The organism is Microcoleus sp. OTE_8_concoct_300 (genome assembly GCF_031383065.1).
Classification (GTDB): Bacteria; Cyanobacteriota; Cyanobacteriia; order Cyanobacteriales; family Microcoleaceae; genus Microcoleus.
The window spans coordinates 1-24,444 of record NZ_JANMZH010000520.1 but is presented as its reverse complement, the minus strand read 5'-3'; the positions used below and the strand labels follow the sequence as shown (position 1 = coordinate 24,444).

General features: G+C 46.4%; 17 protein-coding genes and 1 pseudogene. 11 read left to right on the top strand and 7 right to left on the bottom strand.

Annotation, left to right across the window (positions count from 1 at the left end; translation table 11 throughout):
* Positions 1–88: 88 nt before the first annotated feature.
* Both ACUVJL_RS24130 and ACUVJL_RS24125 read left to right on the top strand, forming a co-directional pair.
* Entirely contained in the window at positions 89–1,159 is a 1,071-nt protein-coding gene (locus ACUVJL_RS24130) for an AAA family ATPase (RefSeq protein ID WP_445248153.1), read from the top strand.
* Positions 1,160–2,067: 908 nt separating this feature from the next.
* Positions 2,068–4,386, top strand: a complete 2,319-nt coding sequence (locus tag ACUVJL_RS24125) for an AAA family ATPase (RefSeq protein ID WP_445248152.1) — start codon at positions 2,068–2,070, stop codon at positions 4,384–4,386.
* A 241-nt stretch (positions 4,387–4,627) separates the two neighbouring features.
* Here the strand turns inward: ACUVJL_RS24125 and ACUVJL_RS24120 are convergent, their stop codons facing one another.
* Complete coding sequence (locus ACUVJL_RS24120) at positions 4,628–5,905, bottom strand: ribulose bisphosphate carboxylase small subunit (RefSeq protein ID WP_445248151.1); 1,278 nt, start codon at positions 5,903–5,905, stop codon at positions 4,628–4,630.
* 128 nt (positions 5,906–6,033) lie between these two features.
* Here ACUVJL_RS24120 and ACUVJL_RS24115 point away from each other — a divergent pair, with 128 nt between their 5' ends.
* The 3 genes from ACUVJL_RS24115 (at position 6,034) to ACUVJL_RS24105 (ending at position 12,782) form a co-directional block, all read left to right on the top strand.
* A complete protein-coding gene (locus ACUVJL_RS24115) occupies positions 6,034–7,305 on the top strand; it encodes an aspartate aminotransferase family protein (protein ID WP_445248150.1) in 1,272 nt (423 codons plus the stop codon).
* 553 nt (positions 7,306–7,858) lie between these two features.
* Positions 7,859–9,085: an RNA-guided endonuclease InsQ/TnpB family protein gene (locus ACUVJL_RS24110; RefSeq protein ID WP_445248149.1), complete on the top strand. Its 1,227-nt coding sequence runs from the start codon at positions 7,859–7,861 to the stop codon at positions 9,083–9,085.
* Positions 9,086–9,125: 40 nt separating this feature from the next.
* Positions 9,126–12,782, top strand: coding sequence for a CHAT domain-containing protein (locus ACUVJL_RS24105; protein ID WP_445248148.1), 3,657 nt, complete (start codon positions 9,126–9,128; stop codon positions 12,780–12,782).
* Between the two features lie 10 nt (positions 12,783–12,792).
* On the opposite strand, the gene ACUVJL_RS24100 is transcribed toward ACUVJL_RS24105, so the two are convergent.
* Together ACUVJL_RS24100 and ACUVJL_RS24095 are read right to left on the bottom strand one after the other, a co-directional pair.
* Positions 12,793–13,029, bottom strand: coding sequence for a hypothetical protein (locus tag ACUVJL_RS24100; protein ID WP_445248147.1), 237 nt, complete (start codon positions 13,027–13,029; stop codon positions 12,793–12,795).
* The gene (locus ACUVJL_RS24095; protein ID WP_445248146.1) at positions 12,999–13,181 is read right to left on the bottom strand and encodes a hypothetical protein; all 183 of its coding nucleotides are present in this window, start codon (positions 13,179–13,181) and stop codon (positions 12,999–13,001) included. Before ACUVJL_RS24095 ends, ACUVJL_RS24100 begins: the two co-directional genes overlap by 31 nt.
* A gap of 66 nt (positions 13,182–13,247) precedes the next feature.
* Here ACUVJL_RS24095 and ACUVJL_RS24090 point away from each other — a divergent pair, with 66 nt between their 5' ends.
* The 4 genes from ACUVJL_RS24090 to ACUVJL_RS24075 all read left to right on the top strand — a co-directional run bounded on the left by ACUVJL_RS24090 (position 13,248) and on the right by ACUVJL_RS24075 (position 19,045).
* Positions 13,248–13,697, top strand: a complete 450-nt coding sequence (locus ACUVJL_RS24090; RefSeq protein WP_445248145.1) for an endonuclease domain-containing protein — start codon at positions 13,248–13,250, stop codon at positions 13,695–13,697.
* A 393-nt stretch (positions 13,698–14,090) separates the two neighbouring features.
* Positions 14,091–17,105 (top strand): CHAT domain-containing protein, encoded by a 3,015-nt coding sequence (locus tag ACUVJL_RS24085; protein WP_445248144.1) that lies wholly within the window; start codon positions 14,091–14,093, stop codon positions 17,103–17,105.
* A 195-nt stretch (positions 17,106–17,300) separates the two neighbouring features.
* Entirely contained in the window at positions 17,301–17,645 is a 345-nt protein-coding gene (locus ACUVJL_RS24080) for a hypothetical protein (RefSeq protein ID WP_445248143.1), read from the top strand.
* On the top strand, positions 17,645–19,045 hold the full coding sequence (locus tag ACUVJL_RS24075; protein ID WP_445248142.1) for a hypothetical protein: 1,401 nt from the start codon (positions 17,645–17,647) through the stop codon (positions 19,043–19,045). Before ACUVJL_RS24080 ends, ACUVJL_RS24075 begins: the two co-directional genes overlap by 1 nt.
* A 296-nt stretch (positions 19,046–19,341) precedes the next feature.
* Here ACUVJL_RS24075 and ACUVJL_RS24070 read toward each other — a convergent pair whose 3' ends face one another.
* Both ACUVJL_RS24070 and gltX read right to left on the bottom strand, forming a co-directional pair.
* Positions 19,342–19,776 (bottom strand): CAAD domain-containing protein, encoded by a 435-nt coding sequence (locus tag ACUVJL_RS24070; protein ID WP_445248154.1) that lies wholly within the window; start codon positions 19,774–19,776, stop codon positions 19,342–19,344.
* A gap of 360 nt (positions 19,777–20,136) precedes the next feature.
* A pseudogene (gene gltX / locus ACUVJL_RS24065) lies at positions 20,137–21,561 on the bottom strand (glutamate--tRNA ligase); the annotation flags it as partial.
* A gap of 389 nt (positions 21,562–21,950) precedes the next feature.
* On the opposite strand from gltX, the gene ACUVJL_RS24060 reads away from it, so the two are divergent.
* Positions 21,951–22,448: a thiol-disulfide oxidoreductase DCC family protein gene (locus ACUVJL_RS24060; RefSeq protein WP_445248141.1), complete on the top strand. Its 498-nt coding sequence runs from the start codon at positions 21,951–21,953 to the stop codon at positions 22,446–22,448.
* 97 nt (positions 22,449–22,545) lie between these two features.
* Entirely contained in the window at positions 22,546–22,755 is a 210-nt protein-coding gene (locus tag ACUVJL_RS24055) for a hypothetical protein (protein WP_445248140.1), read from the top strand.
* Positions 22,756–22,907: 152 nt separating this feature from the next.
* Here the strand turns inward: ACUVJL_RS24055 and ACUVJL_RS24050 are convergent, their stop codons facing one another.
* Together ACUVJL_RS24050 and ACUVJL_RS24045 are read right to left on the bottom strand one after the other, a co-directional pair.
* A complete protein-coding gene (locus ACUVJL_RS24050) occupies positions 22,908–23,501 on the bottom strand; it encodes a hypothetical protein (protein ID WP_445248139.1) in 594 nt (197 codons plus the stop codon).
* A 43-nt stretch (positions 23,502–23,544) separates the two neighbouring features.
* A complete protein-coding gene (locus ACUVJL_RS24045) occupies positions 23,545–24,207 on the bottom strand; it encodes a Uma2 family endonuclease (RefSeq protein WP_445248138.1) in 663 nt (220 codons plus the stop codon).
* Positions 24,208–24,444: the final 237 nt, after the last annotated feature.

The following is a 24,444-nucleotide window of genomic DNA, read 5'->3' as shown; positions in this document are numbered from 1 at the left end:
TTCAGGGTTGAGCAAAAAGGTTGAGCGAGTTGACTTGTAGTTGAGATCGAACCTATAATCTAAATTAGTAATTTTCTCTAAAGGCATCATGGGGCGATCGCTCAAAGTTTCTCCAGGGTGTATCGAACAAGTCAAATCGGCATTAGGACGCAACGGCTTTCCGACTCAGAGGGCTTTGGCTGAAGAATTAGGAATTTCCCTATCCACCGTCAAGAGCTTTCTGGCGGGTAAACCTGTTGATTATATAAATTTTGAGGAAATTAGCGGGAGATTGGGGTATGAGTGGAGAAATATCGTACATATAGACGAAACTATCCCTAAGCCTATCTTTGAGGAAACCTCAGCTTTCATCACTGGTACTCCCATCACCCATCCGCGCTACTTTTTTGGACGCGAGAAGGAACTAAAACGCCTATTCGACTTACTGAAACGCCGTCCCCTGCAAAATGCTGCCATTATCGGCAAGCGACGAAGTGGCAAGACTTCTTTGCTGCACTACTTGAAAAATATTACCACCACCCCAACAGAACAGTTGCGCCCCCGTCAAAAATCTGACTGGTTGCCCTCTCCAGAAAACTATCGTTGGATTTTCGTAGATTTTCAAGATGCGCGACGGCAGAGTCGGGAAGGGCTGCTGCGCTACATTTTAGAATCCCTAAAAATGTCAGTTCCTAGCCCTTGCGACTTAGAGAGATTTATGGATGTGGTTAGCAGTAATTTACGTCAGCCTACAGTCATTCTATTAGATGAAATTGGCGCAGGATTGCAACGCTGTCCCGAATTAGATGATGGGTTTTGGGAGAGTTTGCGCTCTTTGGCGACTAACCAAACAAATGGGAATTTAGGCTTTGTCTTGGCAACTCCAGAATCGCCGATCGACTTAGCGACTAGCACGGGACATAGTTCACCTTTTTTCAATATCTTTGGATATACTACAACTCTGGGTGCTTTGACTGAAGCTGAAGCACGGGAGTTGATAGCCAGTTCGCCCATGCCTTTTCCGGCTGAGGATGTCGAGTGGATTTTGAATCAAAGTAAATGCTGGCCTCTGCTGCTGCAAATTCTTTGTCGAGAACGATTATTTAGTCTGGAAGAGGGGGAAACTGAGGATGATTGGCGTGAAGTTGGGTTACAACAGATGCAGCCCTTCACTCATTGATTTGAGAAACTTGTCTAGCGCTCGTTATATTTATGGAACTACTCAAAATTAAGTACGTAAAGCAATTTGATCGCAAACCCTCGCATTTATCTGTGGACTCAATCTAAAATCTAAAATCTAAAATCGGATGACCCCTTTGAATTTACAGAGAGGGCGTAAATCCTGTTTATGCAAAGCTTTAATGTTTATTCCCAATTTATATCTCAAGTCAACCTCAAGACAACCTCAAGACAACCTCAAGACAACCTTTACTCAACCTCTAAGTGTTTTAAGATAAGATAAGGTGTATAAGGTGTAGGGCATTGAAATATTACCCCTTAAAACAAAAAAGCCAAGTAAGGTGACAACTTACTTAGCTCCTATTGATTAACCAACGTACTTCAACAACGATTCACATTGGTTTCTATTAATCCTTCTTGTCTCGATCGTTCTTGTCCTCATCCTTGCCCTTGCTCCTATCCTCCATAGGCATGAGTAATTGGATGATAACGGGAAACACGACTGGATCATTAAAAGGTACGTCATTCAATATGGCGCACATCACCACTGCAACAATTAACAGTGGTCGATAAATATTAGCCATGTAGCTCTCCAATTTGTTCAAAAGTTTAATCAAAGCTTCTGAACGGTAGCTTAACGGTAATGTTCAGGGGGAGCGTGGGTGTCCAGAGTCTAAAGGTACTGGGCACTCTATTCTCTTTTTCCCTAACGCAAATGTAACACAGCCATTTTAGCGAGCTGCATTAATTTATTGCTAGCTCATATTTTAATGTATTATGTATTTGTCTCATTTGTGCATTTTTACTTATATTTTTTGGATATACTAACTATCGGCGATCGTCCGATCGGCTAACAAACATTAAACAGGATGTACAAAGGCTAGAAATTGGTGCAGACGTAACAGCCAGATGATCTCGCCAAATGTACCGCGCAACGCCTACACCAATTCACCAGAACAGCATCCCAACCTGATTCTGGGTAGCCTGCAACTGCTGTTCTGGCTTTTCTTTCGTCCCTCGACTTGGCAAAATCATCTCAAGCGTATTGACCCTGCTTTAGACACCGAATCTAACAGCAAAATAGGTTTAAGATGGCAAAATCGAGCTTTGTGGAACCTACTAATACAAGCATTCCTGGTTTTGCCTGTCGTAGCTAATTCAATTGTTGTTGCCTTAGTGCTTTGGCTACTAGGTGCGCCAGTAGAAAAGATTGTGTCAGGCGTGGCGTTGGGCGTGGCGTTGAGCGTGGCGGGGGGCGTGGCGTTCGGCGTGGCGGCGGGCCTGGCGTCGGGCCTGGCGTCGGGCCTGGCGTTCGGCCTGGCGTCGGGCGTGGCGTCGGGCCTGGCGTCGGGCGTGGTGGCGGGCCTGGCGGGGGGCGTGGCGTCGGGCCTGGCGGGGGGTCTGGCGTCGGGCCTGGCGGGGGGCCTGGCGTTCGGCGTGTCGGGGGGCCTGGCGTTGGGCGTGGCGTTCGGCGTGGCGTTGAGCGTGGCGTCGGGCCTGGTGTTGGGCGTGGCGTTCGGCGTCGGAATAACTATCAACTTATGGCTGCCAGTGGTACTGTATCCTTTCCTCACGGGATGGAATATTCTGCTTTACCAACTAGACAAACGACGCACAGCTAATAAACCCAGTTTCTTACGTTGCCATTCTGCTTTTTGGGATGAGTGGCAGCGCTTTCCCCTGCAAGGCTTAGACAAGCACGTTCTCTTCGTAATAGAGCGTAACCCAAAAGAGGGCACAGCCGCTCTCAATTATTTAAGCACAAGTCGCCAGCGTTGGGCTGCACAAGCTGTACAAATTGAACTTGATGCACGGGGGTTAGAACGTTGTGAAGATGTAGCTGCTATCGCTAACGCCTACCGCACTCTAGCCATTGGAGAACTGAATAGTCCACTTAGTTCCCTCTTAAGTAGTTTTAGTAGCATCAGCGAGGATGTAGCAGCAGCTCTCAACCAGAAAAGTCCTTACAACCAGCGTTTAGCCCTCAGTGCGGTAGCAGAAAAATTAAACAGTTTAATACGAGAATTCACCCGCAGCAGCGATCAATATTCTGTTCGTTTTCGCCCTATTGCTAACCATTGGTCTGAAATAGTCACCAACTATATACAAGAACTAGCAGAAGCAGTCGAACTTCGCCAAGAAATCGACAGCCCTTATATCATCGGCGTACCTCTTACAGAACAGCAGGAAATCTTCACCGGACGTGCTGACATCGGCACGCGCATCGAGCAATTACTCCTAGACGGCCGCCGCCCTCCTTTGTTACTCTACGGTCAGCGGCGCATGGGCAAAACTTCCCTACTCAACAACTTGGGACGCTTGCTACCCAGCACTATCATTCCCATGTTTGTAGACTTGCAAGGCCCAGTTTCATCAACGACTGATTATGCTGGTTTTCTCTACAATATCGCCCGGAGTATGGCAAACTCAGCCCAGCGCCAAAGTGCCTTCACTCTCCCATCTCTTAAGCGCGAAACACTGCAAGATGACCCTTTCACCCGCTTTGATGAATGGCTGGACGAAGTAGAACAAGCGCTACAACCAAATATTGCCCTGCTTGCCTTGGATGAATTCGAGGCGCTAGATAATGCCATCACAAAAGGACGTTTTGATGAGGAGGATGTTCTGGGAATGTTGCGTCACCTGATTCAACATCGTCCCCGCTTCAAAGTGCTGCTAGCTGGTTCCCATACAATAGAAGAATTTCAGCGTTGGGCTAGCTATTTAATCAATGTCCAAGTCGTTCATCTCAGCTACCTGAAACAACCCGAAGCGCGTCAACTAATTGAGCAACCAGTCAAAGATTTTACCCTGCGTTACGAACTCAATGCGGTCGATCGAGTCTTGCAACTCACCCGCTGTCACCCTTTCCTAATACAACTCCTCTGCGCTGAAATTATCGCACTAAAAAACGAGCAAGATCCATCTATCCGCCGACTGGCAACTTTAGCCGATGTAGAAGCAGCAATACCAGAGGCTTTAAGTGTTGGCAGTTTCTTTTTTGCCGATATTCAAAGCAATCAAGCAGATGCAGCAGGATTAGCTATTTTGCAGTTTTTGGCAGCACAAGGAGAAGGGGCAGCAGTCAGCCGATTAACTATTTTGCAACAGTTTCCCGATAAATCCCATGCTCTCAATTTACTTCTGCAACGCGAATTGATTGAGGAAGTTAGTGAGGGCTACCGTTTCCAAGTTGAATTAATTCGCCGCTGGTTTGCATCATCCTAATTTTTTTGATTAACCGCAGAGAACGCAGAGGACACAGAGTTTTTATTCTTATACCAATTTTTTATGAGGCTGCATAGAATCCGATCTCCCTGGCGCCCCCCTTAAGAAGGGGGGGACAAGATTTCGATCAAAGTCCCCCTTCTTAAGGGGGATTTAGGGGGATCGAGATATGTGCAACTTCACATTAAATTGGTATTAGAGATTTTGTCAGGTGCGCTGCACCCTACTTTAACTTTAAAAATCAACCATTCGGCCGCTGAATAATTGTTTCAACTACCCGCCGCTTGACTTTTGGATCGATACCAATCAGCCGCACATATTCGCCGCCGTGTTCCGCCAAACAAGTTTCTAAAGATGCAACCACATCTTTTTCCTGTGCAGTTTGAATGGTCGCGCAACTTTGCCAAGAACCAGTTTTAAATCGGCGATTATCTGCATATTCCATGCCAATTTTGCAGCCTCTTGCTAACAACTGCTTTACTTGTTCCAATACCTCGGAACTCAGCCGCGCCGCATGACCGTTACCACCTTCAGAACTTGGCTCAACGTAAGCCTTATAATATTTGGATGACGGGTCGTTTAATTGACTTTGCGTTGGCGCAGCAGCAGGGACATTGGGGGTTCCTTGAACGTTAAACAGCCGCGATTGGTTGTATTCATCTACTAAGCGCATTTCCTGAATCCGCTTTTGTTGGCCCACCATCAAACTGCCCATTTCTATTAAATGAGCGAGGCTGAAATTAGGGTTCGGAAAATCTGGCGCTGCTTCCAAAGTGTTTACCAAACGCTTGGAAACTCGCTCGATTCCTACTTTGTGAATGAATTCGCGGATTTGTTCGTCGTAAATGCGCGATCGCAAAGCGCTAAAAAAGTCGATCGCCTGATCGGGAAAATGATCGACTAACCCCACAATCTCAGTTTTTGACAATTTGTCAGACTCAAAAATTCCCCCAACAATCCCAATTTTATCATCCCGGCTCGGTTCCCAATAATACTTTTCCATCCGCCCGTCGCGAATCAGCGGCGCGTACAGCGTAGAAAAATCATTTCCCGTGACAATAATCGGCACTCGGTGCAGCGGCGTGCTGTCATAACTTCCGGGTAACTGCACGTTAGTTGGATTATCAGCAATATTCATCAGAGTGGCATTCACCATCTGAGTATTGACAGTATATTGAGTAGTAGTATCGAACCTGCCAGCACCGGCATCCAAATCGTTAATAAAAATTGCGCACATCTCGCCGCGCACGCGAATTTGCTCTGCAGCTTCCCGGTAGCGCAAGCGAATTAAACGCGCCGGATCTCCTGCATCCGGGCTTTCTAATTCCCCGCCAGATATCATCACCGGTTCAAAGCCCATCCGCCGAAAAACCAGTTCGGTTTGAAAAGTTTTGCCTTCTCCTTTGCGGCCGTGAATTCCTAAAATTAGGGGGACTCTTACTCCGGGCAAATTTAAAAAGTTTTTAGTGACGTGCACCGCAACGCGATCGAGAAAGTCAGGAGAAATGTAATAACTCATCAGTAGATTGGTCAGGGATTAATTGCTGTTACTGTTATCATTTTATGACAAAACTAACAGCATCCACCGCTAACCAGGATTTTTACCGTACAATCTAGGTCTACATATTATGTGTTAAGGAGCGATTCGTGAGTCCAGAAACCTTACTAAAAGAACCAATCGTGCAAGCCGAAGCCAGTCCCTTCAGTTCTGAGGGCTTCGACAGCTATGTAATGACAACTTACGGGCGTTTTGCGATCGCCCTAGAACGGGGCCTCGGCTGTCGCGTTTGGGATACCGAGGGCCGCGAATATCTCGATTTTGTGGCGGGTATTGCTACCTGCACTCTGGGACACGCCCACCCGGCAATGGTTGCAGCGGTAACTAAGCAAATTCAGACCCTGCACCACGTTTCTAACCTTTATTATATCCCCGTACAGGGCGAGCTGGCGAAGTGGCTTGTAGACCATTCTTGCGCGGACAGAGCCTTCTTTTGCAACTCCGGCGCCGAAGCTAATGAAGCAGCAATTAAACTCGCCCGCAAATACGCCCACGAAAAATTAAATATCTCGAATCCGACAATCATTACCGCCGTTGCGAGTTTCCACGGGCGGACTTTGGCGACAATTACGGCTACGGGACAGCCTAAATACCAGAAGGGTTTTAGCCCCTTGGTGCCGGGATTTCACTATGTGCCCTACAACGATATTAGTGCGATCGAAAGTGCGATCGAGCAACTCGACAAAGACGAACGCCAAGTAGCTGCAATTATGCTGGAAGCCCTGCAAGGCGAAGGCGGAGTTCGCCCGGGAGATATCGCCTACTTCCAGCGCATTCGGGAAATTTGCGACGAAAAAGGCATTTTGCTCATTCTCGACGAAGTGCAAGTCGGGATGGGACGCACCGGCAAATACTGGGGCTACGAAAACCTCGGCATTGAACCGGATATCTTTACGTCTGCCAAAGGATTGGGCGGCGGTATCCCGATCGGCGCTATGCTGTGCAAATCTTCCTGCGATGTATTTGAACCGGGAAGTCACGCCAGCACTTTCGGCGGCAATCCTTTTGCTTGCGCTGTCGCTTTGTGTGTGTGCCAAACTTTAGAACGGGAAAACCTTCTGGAAAACGTGCAGCAGCGCGGGGAACAGTTGAAAGCAGGGCTCAACAAGTTGGGGGCCGCATATCCGCATTTAATTGCTGAGGTGCGCGGCTGGGGTTTGATTGTCGGGATGGAATTGCAAGCTGATATCGAACTTACATCGGCGGATATCGTCCAATCTGCCATCGCCGCAGGAGTTCTGTTGGTTCCCGCAGGGCCGAAAGTCCTGAGGTTTGTCCCGCCGCTGATTGTCACCTCCGCTGAAGTCGATCGAGCTCTGCTGGCAGTGGAGTCAGCCTTGCGTTCTCAGGCGGTACAGTAAAATCTACAGAGTTGATTTTTGTTAGCTGTAGCGCTGAAACTCACTTAGTCCAGGACACACTCTTCCTCAGAAACCCGCTTTCTTTCGAGATTTCTCGTTACTAAACCCAATAGTTTCCCAGAAACCGGGTTTCTTAGCGTAAGTTCGACAAGGGTAAAAGTAAACCCGTCCCGCTGCAAGTCTGTCGGGGCGGGTTTGTCAAATTTAGAACTATCTGTGAAACCGGCCCCGACATACTGACGGTGCCTTTAACCGGGATTTTACTGAGGATCGACGCGCCAAATAATACTATTAGCGATTGTAGGTGCTAGTTTCGCTATCTGCGTGTCTGTTGGGACTTGTGAATCCTGGTTTAACTATTTCGCCCCCTTCCCACTAAACCTAGTACCCTTATAGTCGGAAGGGCGGGTGACGGCGATTGCATCTTTGAGCAATTTTTGGGACAGCTTTCAAGAGAGGAAAGATGTAATCCTCGTCACCAAATTTTTCCGTAAAATTTTGCTCGTCAACTGTATATTGTGAGAGAATAGAAGAACCAAGGAGGTGATGTTGAGTGCTACACAAGGCTATCCAAGTTCGTTTGTATGCTTCTACCCAAAATCAACAAATACAATTAGCTCCCACTTTTGGTGGTGCAGGCTGGTGGTGGAATTATGCTCTAAATGAATTAATTGAAGTTTATAAAAAAACTGGTAAAAAACTTGGCTGCTCCGCCCTCAACACACTTTTACCTGGTTTCAAAAAATTAGATAGAAGTGCATGGCTAGGTGAGTGTTACAGCAAATTTTTGCCAGCTAATACGCTCAACGTAACCACTGCATACAAAAACTTTCTTGAGCAACGTGCTGGGTTTTATGAGTTCAAATTTCAGCATAAAAAACAGTCATGTCAGTATACTAAAAACGTTAAAATTGTAGAGGTTAATGTCAAACTTTCCCGCAAGCTGGGAAGAGCAAAAGCAAAAATTAAGAGATTAATTGAGGGTAAAATCTCAACAGTAATTATTAGTAAGAATTCTTCAGGAAAATCTCTGACATCTATACTGCATGAAATAGAGGGTGAGAACCAGACAACAAAAGAAGGTAGGATTTATGGCATTGATTTAGGAGTGAAAGACTTTGCTATTGTCACCGAGGGCGAAAAAAAATCTAAATATGACAATGCCAAGCATTTTGCCAAGCACGAGAAGAACTTGAAGCGCCAGCAGCAAAAGTTAACGCCCCAGCAGAAAAAAAGTAATTCTAGTTACAAATATACAAAAGTTATTCCTAAGGTATACGAACGCGTTAAGAATTCGCGGCAAGATTTTTTACATAAACTGAGTTATAAGTTGGGCAGCGATAGCCTCGCGGTCATAGTAGAGAACCTTCATGTCTTGGGCAGGGTTTGCAATCAAAAGTGGGCGAAAGCAATATATGATAAGGGTTTGGGAACTTTTCCCAACTTGGGGGCCCAAAAGTGGGAACGCAAAGGCGGGAACTTAGTAGAGGTTGATAGATGGTTTCCCCGTTCCAAACTCTGTTCTAATTGTTTCCATCAAAGGACCGAGATGCCATTAGATATCAGGGAATGGACTTGTCCTCAGTGTGGTACAGATCATGATTGGCAGGGGAACGCAGCGATAAATATCAGAGCAGAAGGTATCAGAATACTAAAGACGGAAGGTTCAGCCGTCTCTGCTTTAGGAGGCGAGGTAAGACCAAAGCTGGGACGAAAGTCTAAGCTTCTGCCCTCGCCTATGAGTACACAACCCCCTACTATATTCGGAACTCCGATTTAGCGGTGGGTAGTTCACTTGGTTGCACGGAAGCAGCGCTCCTATGGTTAATAGTTTGGCGGAATGCACGATGGACGAAAAGCGTCGCAAAACTGATGTTAATATGCTCCAAACGCTGCTGGAAAATCCTGTGGACTCAGGAATAGATTTGATTTTGAGGACGAACCCAAAGTCGATCGACTTTGAGTTCATGCAAACGCTTTATTTGGAAAAGCCGGCACTGACGCGAGAAAGTTTGCTCAAAGCGGCAAAATTTTTCCAAAAGGCGATCGCACCCTTAGCATCTGCAAAGGGCACTTCTAATTTGCCCGGAACCGGGACAGCATATCTGACTTTTTTAGCAGAAGTATTGCAGGCAGTTGCGCGCTGCGCAGATTCGCAGCACCTGTACCAGTTGCTGAGAAACAATTTAGATAAACTCGACCATAATTTCGCACAACTGCTGCGCGGATGGGCGACTTTGGTGCTTTCTGCTGCCAAAGAATCGGAAACTAGGCGCATTGCAGGCCTGATCGGCAATCTGAGCAACAAAATTGGGCGGTTTCCCCTCGGCAGCAAGGCTAATAACTTGGAAATCGAAATAGCCGGTTACGAAACAGTTGCTAAGGTGTTTACCCGCAAAGACTTTCCCCAAGAATGGGCGATGTTGCAAAACAATCTGGGCAACGCTTACAGCGATCGCCCCAAAGGTGATAAAGCTCAAAATATGGAACAGGCGATCGCTTGCTTTCAAAATGCCCTGCAAGTGCGCACTCCCCAACAGTACCCGGAACAGTGGGCGACGCTGCAAAATAATCTGGGCAACGCTTACAGCGAGCGCCTCAAAGGAGATCCGGCAGACAATCTAGAACAGGCGATCGCGTGCTATCAAAACGCGCTGCGAGTTCGCACACGCGAAACTTTCGGGGAAGAGTGGGCGAGCACTCAAAACAATCTCGGCCGTGCTTACAGCCGCCGCCTGCGCGGCGACAAAGCCCAAAATCTGGAACTGGCAGTCGCTTGCTACCACAATGCTTTGCAAGTCTACAACCGCAAGCGGTTTCCCCGGCGCTGGGCCACGACTCAAAATAATTTGGCAAATGCTTACTGCGAGTTCCTACGGGGCAACCGAGCCGAAAATCTCGAATACGCGGTCAACTGCTATCAGAGAGCTTTGCAAGTGCGGACTAGGGAAGCTTTTCCGCTACAGTGGGCGACGACTCAAAGGAATTTGGGGCGGGTGTTTATCGATCGCATCAAAGGCGATCCGGTGGAAAATGTGGAAATGGCGATCACCTGCTATCAAAATGCTTTACAAGTCTATACCCGCATCAAATTTCCCGAAGCTTGGGCTTCGATCCAAATTTACCTCGGTAGGATCTACAGTCGGCGGGTGAAAGGGGAAAAAGCTGAAAATATCGAAATGGCCCTGGCCTGCTATCAAAATGCTTTGCTGTTTTGCAACCGCCAAAAATCTCCCGAACGCTGGGCAATGCTGTGTGCGTACCTCGGCCGCGCTTTCTGCGAACACCTGAAAGGGGAAAAAAACCGCAACCTCAAAAGCGCGATCGCCTGCTATCAAAATGCGACCCAAGTCTACACCAGGGAGGGAGCTCCCAACCGCTGGGCCATGCTGCAAATTTATCTCGGTAGGGCTTATTCCCAACTGACAGAGACGGAAAACTTGTCCCACATGGAAAGCGCGATCCGCTGCTATCACAGCGCCTGCCAAGTCTACACTCGCGAAACCCATCCCCACCGCTGGGCTGAAATTTTATTTTATTTGGGTCAAGCTTACCGAGTTCGAGGCGAGTTGCTTCGCGCCTACGGGGTTTTTACTGCTGCTGTCGATACAGTGGAATTCTTGCGCTCCGAACCCGAGGTGGATACAGTCGATTGGGGCGATCAGACGAGTCCCCCAAAAGTCAAATTAACCCGCACCTGGGCTGCACTCTATAAATGCCTGGTGCAAGTTTGCTTGGAACTCGGCGCCAGCGAACCCGAATATTTCGCTAAGGCTCTGGAATACGCCGAACGCCACAAAAATCGGAATTTAGTAGAACTGCTGGTTAAATGTCAACTGACTCCGAAAGCCGAAATTCCCGCAGCGGTGCGAAGCGAGTTGGAGTCGCTGCAACAGGAAATAGCGGGGGAACAGCGGCACCAAGAACAGCGAGAACCCGAGCCCAACACTACCTTGATTCCTGAGGGCGATACCCAAGGTTTGAACAGCGGTTATCTGCTGCCGAACTCGGAGTTGATGCACTTAAATCAATTGTGGCGGCAGTTTGATGGGTTGATTACTCGGGAGGTGCAGGCAAACGATCCTTTCTTCAGCCTAGCTCGCAAAGTTCAACCCATCGCTTTCGAGCAAATTCGCCAATTGTTGCCTGATGCCAATTGCGCTGCTGTGGTGTGGGCAAGTTTGGGGGACTTGCTGGTCGCTTTTGTGGTGGTCAAGGGTGCACAATATCCCGCCGTTCACCAGTGTTCGTCGCAAAATGCTTTGGCTGCCGAAAGTTGGGCCCTAGAGTACCTCAGCGCTTATTCCGAACAAAAAGGTCGCTGGATCAATCATCTCCCGGCTCGCCTCAAACGCTTGGCCTCGCTGCTGGAAATCGATCGAGTGGTGGCGCTGATTCCGGAGAATTGCGATCGGCTGATTTTTGTGCCACACCGATTTTTGCACGCTTTGCCCCTCCACGCTTTGCCTCTGGGGGTGAGAGACGGATTTGAGGACGGCAGGGGAATTTGGAGGACTGGGTGGAGCGATCGCAGCGGTTTTGATGGGGAGGGGTACACTGGTTCGGATTTTTCTCAAGGTTCGGCCTTTGGCGACGTTTTAGCGCCTGCTAGTTATTTGATCGATCGATTTGCTGGAGGAATTCGCTATGCTCCTAGCTGTCAGCTATTGCTGTTTAGACAAAGTGCGCGCGCTGCAGCTCTTGGTCGGTACAGACCCCGTTTGGAGCACCTTTTGGCAGTTCCAACTTTCACCAGAGATTCGTTTTACAGCAACATGGAAATCGCCAATATTTCCCAGTATTTTCCTAGTGCAGAACTTCTGCGCCAGAAGCCAGCAATTAAAGAGGCTTTTTCCCGAGGAATGTCTGCTAATAAGGGGGATTTACCCCAGCAAATAGGGCATTTGCAGCAGAAAAAATGCGCTCACTTTGCTTGTTTGAGTTTGCTTAATTTGGGTTGGCCACTTAAATCCGCAGTGTTTTTGAAAAATGATTTGCTGAGTTTGGAGGAAATTTTTAATCTTGATTTGCGGCAATATTTTTTAGTTACTTTATCGGCTTGCGAAATTGCGCCTGGCCCACTTAGCGGTGCTGGAGGAGATTTTGTCGGTTTGTCGGCGGGTTTGTTGTATGCTGGCACGTCTAGTGTGGTCAGCAGTCTTTGGAAGGTGAACGATGTTTCTACGCTGCTGCTGATAAGCAAGTTTTATGAAAATCTCGCACGGTTTCCTCGGTTGCAGGTGGGAGATGTGGCGATGGCGCTGGCGGATGCTCAAAGGTGGCTGCGGAATTTGACAGGGGAGGAATTGGAGGTGTTGCTGGCGGATTTTCAACCTCAAATTTCGCAAATGTTCGATCGGCTTTCTCACAGTTCTCGCGTTATTGCTGAGGCTTCTTTGCAGCAAATTCGCAACCGCAAACCCTATCCTTTTGCTAATCCGTATCACTGGGCAGCTTTGACGGCTGCTGGGGTTTAGTTATCAGTCATTAGTTACCCTTTTGAGGATTCGGCGGTTGAAATGGATAAAGGGCGATCGGCCTTCGTCTGTGTTTGCTATGTTGTTTCATCCTGAATTGTTGTAAATTTTGCAAAATGTACTGACTGATAATGTTTTTGAGCTTTTGAGGAGCTTCAAGGGCGATCGCAGCGCCTAAATCTGGACGCACAACCCACCACCAAACGAGCGTTCTAATTAACTGGGTGGGTTTTCGTTGGAACCGCATTCGATAGTACCTTCATTTACACCAATAATATTGGCACAAAGGTCATCAGCAATGGTAACGCGATCGTCTAGTTTTTCAAACTGTACGATATCTTGCCAGCGAATTTCATGGGGAATGGAATTGAGAATTGATTGAATATCTAGAGCCAGCATTAAACAGTACCTCGAAAAACTATAATAACTCTAATAGTAACTTTTTCAGGGAAGCTAGGAGGTATTGTGCTACAACTCAAAGACTCCGGTTTTTATTTGCCCTACAACCCAAAACTTGTTCCCATCGCTAAACAACTGCGGCTAAACCAGACAGTCACAGAGAAAAAGATGTGGCAAGGTTTTTTGCGAAAATTGCCCGTTCGCATTTTGCGACAACGGCCGATTGATAATTTTATTGTTGATTTTTACTGTTCGGGATTAAGACTGGTCATCGAAATTGATGGAGAGAGTCATTTTACTGAACAGGGGAAAATTTATGATGAGGAGAGGACGAATATTCTAGAGGGCTATGGACTTCAGGTAGTTAGGTTTACTAATGTTGAAGTTTTGCAGAATTTTGAGGGAGTTTGCTATCAGTTGGAAGGTCTGATCCTCCCTAGCCCCCTTACTAAGGGGGAAGAGAGGGCGAAGTTTTTCGTTGATAACGGGGTTCTGATCCCCCCTAGCCCCCCTTAATAAGGGGGAAGAGAGGGCGAAGTCTTGTAGTGAAAGGCCTGAATCCCACTTAAAAAGATTGTGAACTCACCAACAATATTCAGCCTAACTCTTGTCCCCCCCTTACGAAGGGGGGTTAGGGGGGATCGAAAGATTGTGGACTCACAAACAATATTCAACCTAACTCTTGTCCCCCCCTTAGGAAGGGGGGTTAGGGGGGATCGAAAGATTGTAGCCTCACAAACAATATTCAACCTAACTCTTGTCCCCCCCTTACGAAGGGGGGTTAGGGGGGATCGAAAGATTGTAGCCTCACCAACCAGACTGATAAATCGCACTAACAAACTACGCGCGTTCTCTATATAATAGAATCACTAAATAATAACTCCCCCGCCCAATCGCCCGCCACCAGATATGGACGAACAACGCCAACAAGCTTATCTCAATCTGATTCGATCGCTACTGAATTGTCCCAGGGGGGAAGAAAACAAAATTTTGCAGGCAAACTCCGAGTTAGTTGATGCCGGGTTGGTGCAGGTAATGCTAGAGGAGGCAAACAATCTGAGAATTGATAACAACCTGGATGATGCTAATTCTTTAATGACTCTTGCAGGGCATCTCATGGGTACTTATGGCAATACAATGCCAGATAAATCGTCACCTTCCACTTACCTTACCTTTTTAACGGAAGTGTTGCAGGTAACGGCAGACAACAAGGCTGATCGTAATGTAATTTATGCCATACTTCGTGAGAATATCAAATTAATTAATGATAATTTGGCGGTGGTGTTGCGAAATTGGGCGAAGGAAACTTTGCCAAACTCAGATAGCCAAAGGCGCATTTCTCTAACAACACTTATTGGCAATTTTTGCAACGCAATCCGGGAATTTCCTTTAGGCAGCAGGGCGAGTAATTTGGAAATTGCCATTGCAGGTGATGAAATTGCCTTGACTGTTTTTACCCGTCAAGAATATGCTAAAGATTGGGCCATGACTCAAAGTAATTTGGGAAATGACTACGGCGGCAGAATCAGAGGGGAAAAAGCCGAGAATCTGGAACTGGCGATCGATGCTTTTGTGGCATCATTAGAAATTTACACCCGTGAGGTATTTCCTCAAAATTGGGCAGGTACTAAAAATAATTTGGGGATTGCCTACGGCGACAGAATCAGAGGGGAAAAAGCCGAGAATCTGGAACTGGCGATCGCAGCTTATCTAGCATCATTAGAAATTTACACCCGTGAGGTATTTCCCCAATATTGGGCCATGACTCAAAATAATTTGGGGATTGCCTACCGCAACAGAATCAAAGGGGAAACAGACCAGAATCTAGAACTGGCGATCGCAGCTTATCTAGCATCATTAGAAATTTACACCCGCGAGGCATTTCCTCAAAATTGGGCAGGTACTAAAAATAATTTGGGGAATGCGTACAGCGACAGAATCAAAGGGGAAACAGACCAGAATCTAGAACTGGCGATCGCAGCTTATCTAGCATCATTAGAAATTTACACCCCCAAGGTATTTCCCCAATATTGGGCAGATACTCAAAATAATTTGGGGAATGCCTACCGCTACAGAATCAGAGGGGAAAAAGCCGAGAATTTGGAACGGGCGATCGCGGCTTTTCTGGCATCATTAGAAATTCGCACCCGCGCGGCATTTCCTATAAATAATGTTGAAACTTTATATAATCTCGGACTTGCCAACCAGGAGAATTCACAACTACCAGAAGCTTACAATAGTTTTAAAACCGCGATTGAGACCGTTGAATCAATGCGGAGTGAAATTATTATCGGCGGCGAAGCAGACCGACAAAAATTAGCCGAAGAATGGAATAAGCTTTATCAGGATATGGTAGAAGTTTGCCTACAAATGGAAAATAAAACCGCAGCCCTAGAATACATCGAACGCAGCAAAACCAGAAACCTAGTAGAATTGTTCCACAAATCCCGCAACCTCCCGCAAAATGTACAGCGAATTAGTTTTCAGGAAATTCGCAGTCTGTTAGGTGAAGATGAGGCAATTTTGGAATGGTATATTAGCCAAGAAAGCTTTAAAGTTTTTACTATTACCCGCGATTCCACCCAACCAGATGTCTGGGAATCTTTATATCAAGACTTGCAAGCATTAGAGGAGTTTCAGCAGGAGTATATCGACGACTACATCAATCAACCTGAAAACTGGAGAAATCAGCTAGAAACCCGCCTGGAAAAATTAGCTAAAATCTTGCACATCGATAAAATAATTTCTCACCTCCCGAAAAACTGCCAGCGGTTGATATTAGTTCCCTTCCGATATTTGCACTTGTTACCACTTCACGCATTAACCAGCCGAAGGCTAAGACAGAATGTAGAAGAAACTGGAAGTCTCCTCGAACTTTTTCCAGGCGGTGTCAGATATACTCCCAGTTGTCAGCTATTACAATTATCTCAGCGGGTAAATCCGACTGGGGAAGAGTCATCACCCACAAGATTGTTTGCCATTCAAAACCCGACAGAAGATTTAGACTTTACCGATATTGAAGTTGAAGCAATTGCCAAATCCTTTAATCCTGCCGAAGTTTTGATTCGGGAGAAGGCAAGTAAAACAGGATTGCAGCAACAATTGGCAGCGTTGCAGAATGCCGACATCGCCCACTTTTCTTGTCACGGTTTTTTCGACTTTTCCAATCCCCGAAAATCAGCTTTAATCTTAGCTGGGGCGAAAATTACCCCCCTTAATCCCCCCTTACCAAGGGGGGAGACAGGAGAGGATTTCCCCTTGCGAAGGGGGGAGACAGGAGAGGATTTCCCCTTACCATGTGGCGAGATAGGAGAGGATTTCCCCTTGGTAAATGGCGAAACAGGAGAGGATTTCCCCTTGGTAAATGGCGAGACAGGAGAAGTCCCCCCCCTTACCAAGGGGGGGCTAGGGGGGGTTTCCTCCGACAAAAGTTATATTCGTTCCCGCCGAGGCGAAACCTTCGACATCGCCGAATGTCTGACACTGGAAGAAATCTTTGATTTCCGGCTGAGTAAGTGCAGCTTAGTGACGCTTTCCGCCTGCGAAACTGGCTTAACGGATATTAGAGATAACACTGATGAGTATATCGGATTGCCTAGCGGTTTTTTCTATGCCGGGGCCACGAGTGTAATTAGCACTTTGTGGGCTGTCAATGATGTATCTACGGCGATTTTAATGATTAAGTTTTATGAGATTTTCCTGTCTGAAACTCGCCCGCCTGTGGCGATTGCTTTGCGGGAGTCTCAGTTGTGGCTAAAGGAGGCAACAGTGCAAGATTTGGTAGATTGGGTTGCAAGTTGTAAACTAATTTCAGATGAAAGCAAAGAGGAAATGCAAAATTCTATTAAATTTGCTCAAAGACCAGAAAACAAACGTTACCAATCTCCCTACTTCTGGGCGGCTTTTTGTGCGATTGGGCAATAGATTCGTCAGCCAAACAATGAATTTTTGTAGGAAACGGCAATGCCGTTTCCTTCCCATTTAACAATGCCATGTGCCGACCATTTAACAATCCGTCACACCGCAATTAGTACAGGGCAATCAGGACATGGCATTGCTGTGTCTTTTGTGAATATGGTAAAATGACAATATTATAAATTACAAGACATAAATTCAGCCATGAAACCAGAAAAAATCATTAATTCATTTCTCGTAGTCTTGAAAACCAGTCCCAATTTATTTTCCCAAGCAGCCACAGAAGCATTAAAAACCCTTGAAAAAAATATTGCGACTGCCGAAAATGAATCAAATCAAGCAATTTCTAAAATACTCAGCAATTGGTGTATCGACTATCCCGAAATTACCAAAGCATTGGAAGCCGTCGCCACCAGGGGCAAAGTTATCCCTAAACCCAGTCAACCGCAAGGAGACGAAAATATTTCAGAAAATCAGTTTCCCCGCCTATTTCCACGGCTGCTAGAATCTTTAGAAAAGCGGATAAAATCTGAGAAGCCTGAAAATTAATGAATGAAATTGAAAAAGTTTTAAATCCTAATGTCTACGCTTTTGCCTTTCACCTAATCGGCGACGCTAGCGGCAGAGATAATCCCCTCTGGAATTGGGGCGATGATTTTTTGGAAAGCTTTACATCCCAAAAACTCAAACCCCTTCTCAAATTTCCCGAAGAACCATCTAATTTATCGGTTGATTTGTTGCCAGACATCAGCTTGGATTTTAATTCTCAAGTCAGCTACAATGAAACTCAATTAGATGTCAGCGGGTTTGCTGTACCCATCAAAAGAGAAGACACCTATGCCCTGTGGTTGAATGTGGGTTTCCCTGATAGTTTTGTAGAGGAAGTTTCCCCGCAATGGCTGAGTACATTTAACCCAGAAAATTTATTAGGAATCGTTACCGGGGAAGAGTTTCTAGGTGAAACAATTCTAATTACCGCTAAATTACCCCCGCAACCACAACCACCAAGTCTCGAATCCCTCCAATCTCTAGCTGACAAATGCTGTAACGCTTTACTTCCCGAAAAATATCGCCCTCCTTTTAACCGCGTCGGTGAGTTATTTGGGAGTCCGATTTTTGAGTACGGTTTAATCAAGCAAACTGCTAATTATCGGCACTTGCTTGTCTGGTTTCCCAACAGCGAAGCATCCGAAGATAAGCTTGGTACTTACCAGCGGGAAATAGTAGACTTGTTTTACTACCGCACTAAAATTATTAAAGCCTTTCACAACAGCAGGCAAATTCACCGCATACTGTTTGATTTTTACCGACAAGTGGTGGATAATGTTAATTGGTTGCAGCAGCGAATAGATGAACTAGACAGCGCCTTGACTACCGACAATTTACAGGAATTTAAGGACGAGTTGAAAAAGCTACTGAAAACAGCACTGACTTACACTCAAGGGCTGACAAAATTAGAAGATTACGGCAATACAATTGCGATAAATCTTAACAATTACGCTGAGAAATTAGATCAAATCTCTGCTAAAGTAGAAAACGATGAGGAAGAACTATCAATATTAAATAACTTCCGTAGAAAAACTGCTCCATCTATGCGATCGCAAATAGCAGGCGACTTAGGCTATTTCCGACACGGAACAGGCTTAATCGAACAAGCGATCGCCTCAATCCGAGGGATAGTAGAAATAGAACAAGCGAGCAGCGAATTAGCACAGAAAAACCGAGACGATCGCCTAGAAAGCACAATACAGGCGATCGGTGTCGGTTTAGCAGCGGGAGGAATTGCAGCATCAAGCGGCACAGACAAACTCTTCGAGACGCTGCAACAAAACCACGTCCCCGCACCCTTAATCCTGTGGCATCCGTTTGTATTTTCCTTTGTTTTGAGTTGCGCGATCGCCCTTGGATCTGCTGCGATCGTCTGGTGGCGCACTCGACCAAAGAATTAGCCATTAACCATTAGACCTCTTGCAAAAATCCTTTTCATCAATTGATGGGACGGGCAAGATGCCCATCCCACAAGAGTTATTTTTTTTTGTGGGATGGGCCTCTTGCCCGTCCTATTTATTTTTGCAAGAGGTCTATTAGTCCGCCTAGGCAGACTTCCTTTGTGTTCCCCTAAACTCAGCGATTTCAATCGCCCATTGCCAAAATAATCGCCCATTCCTACAAAAAAAACCGACACTGACAACTTATTTAAAATTGTCAGTGTCGGGCACAAATTCAACAAATTACCAGCAAAAGTTTAGGACTTTTTGCCGAAAACCTGTTCTTTCAAAGCTTGAATTTCTTGACCTAATTGTTGCCGATTGGACGATCGCAGCAAATAGCGGTAGACAAACCACACGGTGTATCCGATACCAATTAGCTCGAATGTGGGTGCTAGCAGGGGGATGTCGTTGAGTTCGTCTATTACCCCCAAAAGCACTTTCAAAGAGATAATCGAGGCTACAATTACACCGACAACAGTCAGGGGACTTTTGTACTGCTCGTAAAAGCTGCCGATGTAAGCGGGAAACTCCGACAAAATTGAGATAATTTGTTCTTTGATCTGCTGGGTCTGACTTGGCGGTTCGTCGGTAATTATGACTTGTGTGGTACCGCTTGAACTGTCTGTTTCATTTCCGGCAGGAATTTCGGTGATAATAACGGTTGTTTCTGGTTCGTTTGATGAAGTCATTTCTCCACTCGCAATAGTTTTTTGCTGGTTGGCTGCAGGTATTTCAACTGCTGCTGCGGCTGTTTCAACTGCCGAAATATCGACTGCTGAAACCTCGGTTCCGGGTGTTTCCACAGGTGATTTTTCTACTGCTGAAACCTCGGTTCCGACTGTTTCTGTAGCCGATATATCGACTGTTTCCACAGGCGATTTTTCGACTGCTGTCACCTCGGGCGCGGCTGTTTCAACAGTCGGTGTTTGGACGGCTGGCTGTTCTTTAGCAGAAGTTTCGCCGACTATTTCTGCGTTTGGTTGTTCTGGGGTAGGAGTTTCGGCCGCGACACCAACAGCAGGCAAATTCAAGTTGCTAATGGCATCAAGCAAGCGGGTTTTAGCCGTCCCCCGCTGGTGAAGGATTACCCAAGATTCTATCAGGTCGGGGCCGTGCATTGCACCTGTCAGAGCGGCTCTGAGCGATCGCATAATTAGCCCTTTGTTAAGATTTTTCTCTTTACTGAGCTTTTTAGTGATTTTCTGAGCTTCCGCTGATGTCAGGGAGGAATGAGTTTCCATCGCTTCTACAACTGCTTGTAAAGCCTGTGCAGCCCCTGGTTGCTGCAACTGTGCGAGTGCTTCTTCTTCATATTCCACCGTGGTGGAGAAGAACAACTTGCACATATCCACAGCATCGGTTAAGCGAACGAGACTCGGGCCGATTAAAGTAGCTATTTGTTCGAGCCAAGGGCGGTCTGCCTCCGAGTCAAACTCATAACCGCCTTTCTGCCACCAATAAGGTATCAGCAAATCTGTCAATTGCGGCACTGGCATTTTGTGCAGATATTGACTGTTAAGCCAATTGAGTTTATCCCAATCAAATTTTGCACCGGCCTTGTTGACTCGATCGAATGTAAATACTGCTGCAGCTTCCGACAGTGTAAATATTTCTTGCGTTGAGTCCGGGGGAGTCCAGCCCAGCAAAGTCATGTAATTAACTAGAGCTTCGGGGAGGTAACCCATATCTTTGAAGTCAGAAATCGAGGTTACGCCGTCGCGTTTAGAAAGCTTTTGCCCTTGCGAGTTTAAAATCAGTGGCGTGTGGGCAAATTCTGGGATTGTCGCGCCCAAAGCTTCGTAGAGCAATACTTGTTTCGGAGTATTGCCGATGTGATCTTCGCCACGGATGACGTGGGTGATGCCCATGTCGATGTCATCGACAACTACTGCGAGGTTGTAGAGGGGTTGGCCGATGACGCCGCCGCTGGATGCACGGGCAATTACCATATCGCCGCCGAGGTCGCTACCTTTCCAAGTTACGGTGCCGCGTACCGTGTCGTTCCAAGAGATGGTGCGATCGTCCTCGATGATAAACCGAATTACAGCTTGCCGCCCTTCGGCTTCAAAAGCTTCTCGCTGTTCGGGAGTGAGGTTGCGGTGGCGGTTGTCGTAGCGGGGGGCCTGTTTGTTGGCTTTTTGTGCTTCCCGCAGCTTGTCTAGTTCTTCCGACGTGGTGTAGCAGCGGTAGGCAAGTCCTTTGTCTAGCAGGGTTTGGACTGATTGGCGGTATATTTCCAGACGCTGCGACTGAAAACTCGGGCCTTCGTCCCAGTTCATACCCAGCCAGGTGAGTCCTTCGAGGATGTTATCGGTGTATTCGCTTTTAGAACGTTCTACATCTGTGTCTTCTACCCGCAGAATGAATTTGCCGCCTTGGTTGCGGGCAAACAGCCAGTTGAATACGGCGGTTCTGGCGGTACCGATGTGTAGGTTTCCGGTGGGACTGGGGGCTAGACGGACTCTGACATTCATGTAGATTTTTGCTTTGAGATTGGGTGCAATTTGCTGGTTGGGCGAATAGCTGAGTGTTTAAGACTTCAAATTTTATTATATTTTGTTGCCGACTTAATAGTTGTGCTTGGCAGGTGCTTTGCCTCGAATTGGTTGATAATAGACGATCCTGTTCGAGGGCTTTCCTTAGGATCCTGAAAGCTAACGAGCGATCGGGCGAAAGTCTCCGGCAAGGCAGTAGAAGGCACCTTGATGATTTTAGCATTGCGGGCGGCCAAGACTGGATTCACCTTTGGGACTATTTTTCACAGCACAAATAACTGCTTTAGGAGTACCCAAGGCGCACCTGATAACTATTTATCCTTGTAAAATGTTTGTGTGCGATCGACGACATTAAAATATATTTCCCTATGCCTGCTGCTAAAACCGAGTTTTCCGAATCTGTTGCGCCCTCACCCGAGTCTGTTGCGGCTGCTTGGCAGATTGAGTTGCTGTACGACGGTGAATGTCCTCTGTGCGTGCGGGAGGTTAATTTCTTAAAAAAACGCGACGCGGGGCGAGGTTTAGTGTCGTTTGTGGATATCGCGGATGATAGCTACAACCCGGAGGCCCACGGCGGAATCGACTACGAAATGGCAATGGGGCGGATTCACGCGGTGTTACCCGACGGTACGACGGTTAAAAATGTAGAGGTTTTTCGCCGCACCTACGAGATTTTAGGTATGGGCTGGGTTTATGCTGTGACTAAGTTACCAGCGATCGGGGCGATCGCCAATTGGCTGTACGGAATTTGGGCCCACTGGCGGCTGAAGCTGACAGGAAGGCCGGATTTAGCAACAATTATGAGCGATCGAACTCAGCGGATCGAGTGCGAAAGTCAAGGCCGCTGCCAACCAAACTCGAAATGAGTAATATTTAATAAGTTCGATCAACCTATCAGAAGATGTCAGCAGAAACAGACTGCAACTAACCTTAAATATGGACTACTATTAAAGGTCAAAAAAAATGCAAGATGTAGGCTATACAGTCTTCATGGGCTTCGGTGGCCTCTGGGTACTCATGGGAATTGCCGCTGTGATTTTCCTGTTCAAATCGGACGGTCAAAAACTTAAGTTTGGCAAATGGGGATTGCTAGTTGCTATTCCGATTCTCGTGCCCATCGTCCTGGTTTTGACATATCAGATAGCCCGACCGTTTATTATCCAACACCTTTGAGCGCTGCTTGAAGTCGATCGTCCAATCATATCAAATCCGGTAGCATCGGAATTATTCATCTCTGTATTCTCTCCCTCTGCGTTCTCTGCGCCCTCTGTGGTTAAATCATTCCGATGCAACCGGAAACGATATCAATAGAAACTCAATTAATCTCAACCATCAGGCTGAACATCGATCCACAGTCGGGAATATTCTTCTCGCACAGAGCGATCGAACTCCTGTACTAATTCCGCAGGCAAACTCAGAGCTTTAATCAATTCTTGTACATCCGCCAAATCTTTCAATCGACCGCGACCGCTCAAACCTGATGACAACTTCAGTTCAATCAGTGTAACCAATCGAACGACTTTAATGCCGTCTTTTTCAACAGCTACGGCTGCCGGGTTAGGGAAACTAACTGATTTAGGTCTCCCATCTCCTGGGAACTGTCCGGTTGTGATAATCTTAACAGATACTCCTGTCTTCACATCCTTAAACATTTTGGTAGCACCAGCAAAGGCAGGCACAAATCCACGACCGAGCAAAATCGATCGAAAGGAGTCCAACCCTTGTGGTGTCAGTAACAAATCTACGTATTGAGTAGTTCTGATATAGCCGTGAATCACAAGGGCCATGCCACCAATTACTGCATAGTCAATGCCTGCTCTCGACAAGCTTTGAGTAATGTTTTGGAGTGCTTCATACACCTTACCTTGCTGCATCAAAAAAAGTTCAACTTCCTGTAAAACAACGCTTGTGTCTAACATTTAGCAGATTCCTCAATTAAAATTAGTTAAATTAAGTTAAATATTATTGATCGTTGTCGGGCGATCGCAACTGCTGCCTGACCCATACTCGCAAAGCGTCAATTATAGTCGTATCATCTTCCGTCTCGGCCATCTGCAAAAATTGATTGATTATTTCTGAAGAAACAATCGGAAAAGCGCCACTGTATTCACAGCTTGCATATTCTCCGTTCTGAAGTTGAAAAAATTGTACAGTCTCTCCGAGATATCTCCAAATTTCTGGAACTCCTAAGTTTTTGTAGATACTAAAGCGATTAGTAGATGGACTGGTGAGATCGACTTCAATAATTAAATCTGGTGGCGGGTCGATTGACAAGTTAATTTTTCTGCCGCGAATACGATCGACATTTTGGATATAAAAACAGGAATCTGGTTCTGCACCTTGTTTTAAATCTTCACGGTTGAGAGTCGTCGAACCAAATCCCTTACGTTTCAATTTTAATTCGTCACTTAAAGTAGTCACAAACTGTTTCAACAAACAATTAACAGTTTCATGCAAGTCTGATGGCATGATAATTTCTAAGACTCCTTGAGAATATGAAAATCGCGAGGATCTCTTGTCTCCCGCTTCTGCTAATAAGCTTTCGTAAGTCTGCCAACTGATATTAGATAATACTACCCGTTGTGTAGTTTTTTCCGGTGAGGGGTTAATGGTTGTAACGGTCATATTTTCCCGCTCCTTAATCATGTCTGGCTATATAAATATCATAAGATTCGCAGTCAGGACTTTAGTCCTTTTTTCTCTGCAGGAGCAATAGACCTCTTGCAAAAATCCTTTTCCTCAAGTGATGGGACGGGGTCTTCGGCCCAAACCCCCAGTGTTATTTTTTAGTGTGGGGTTGGGCGCAGAGCCCGGCCGAATTATTTTTTTAAGATGTGTAAATTAGTGGGGTCGAAAAAAAAA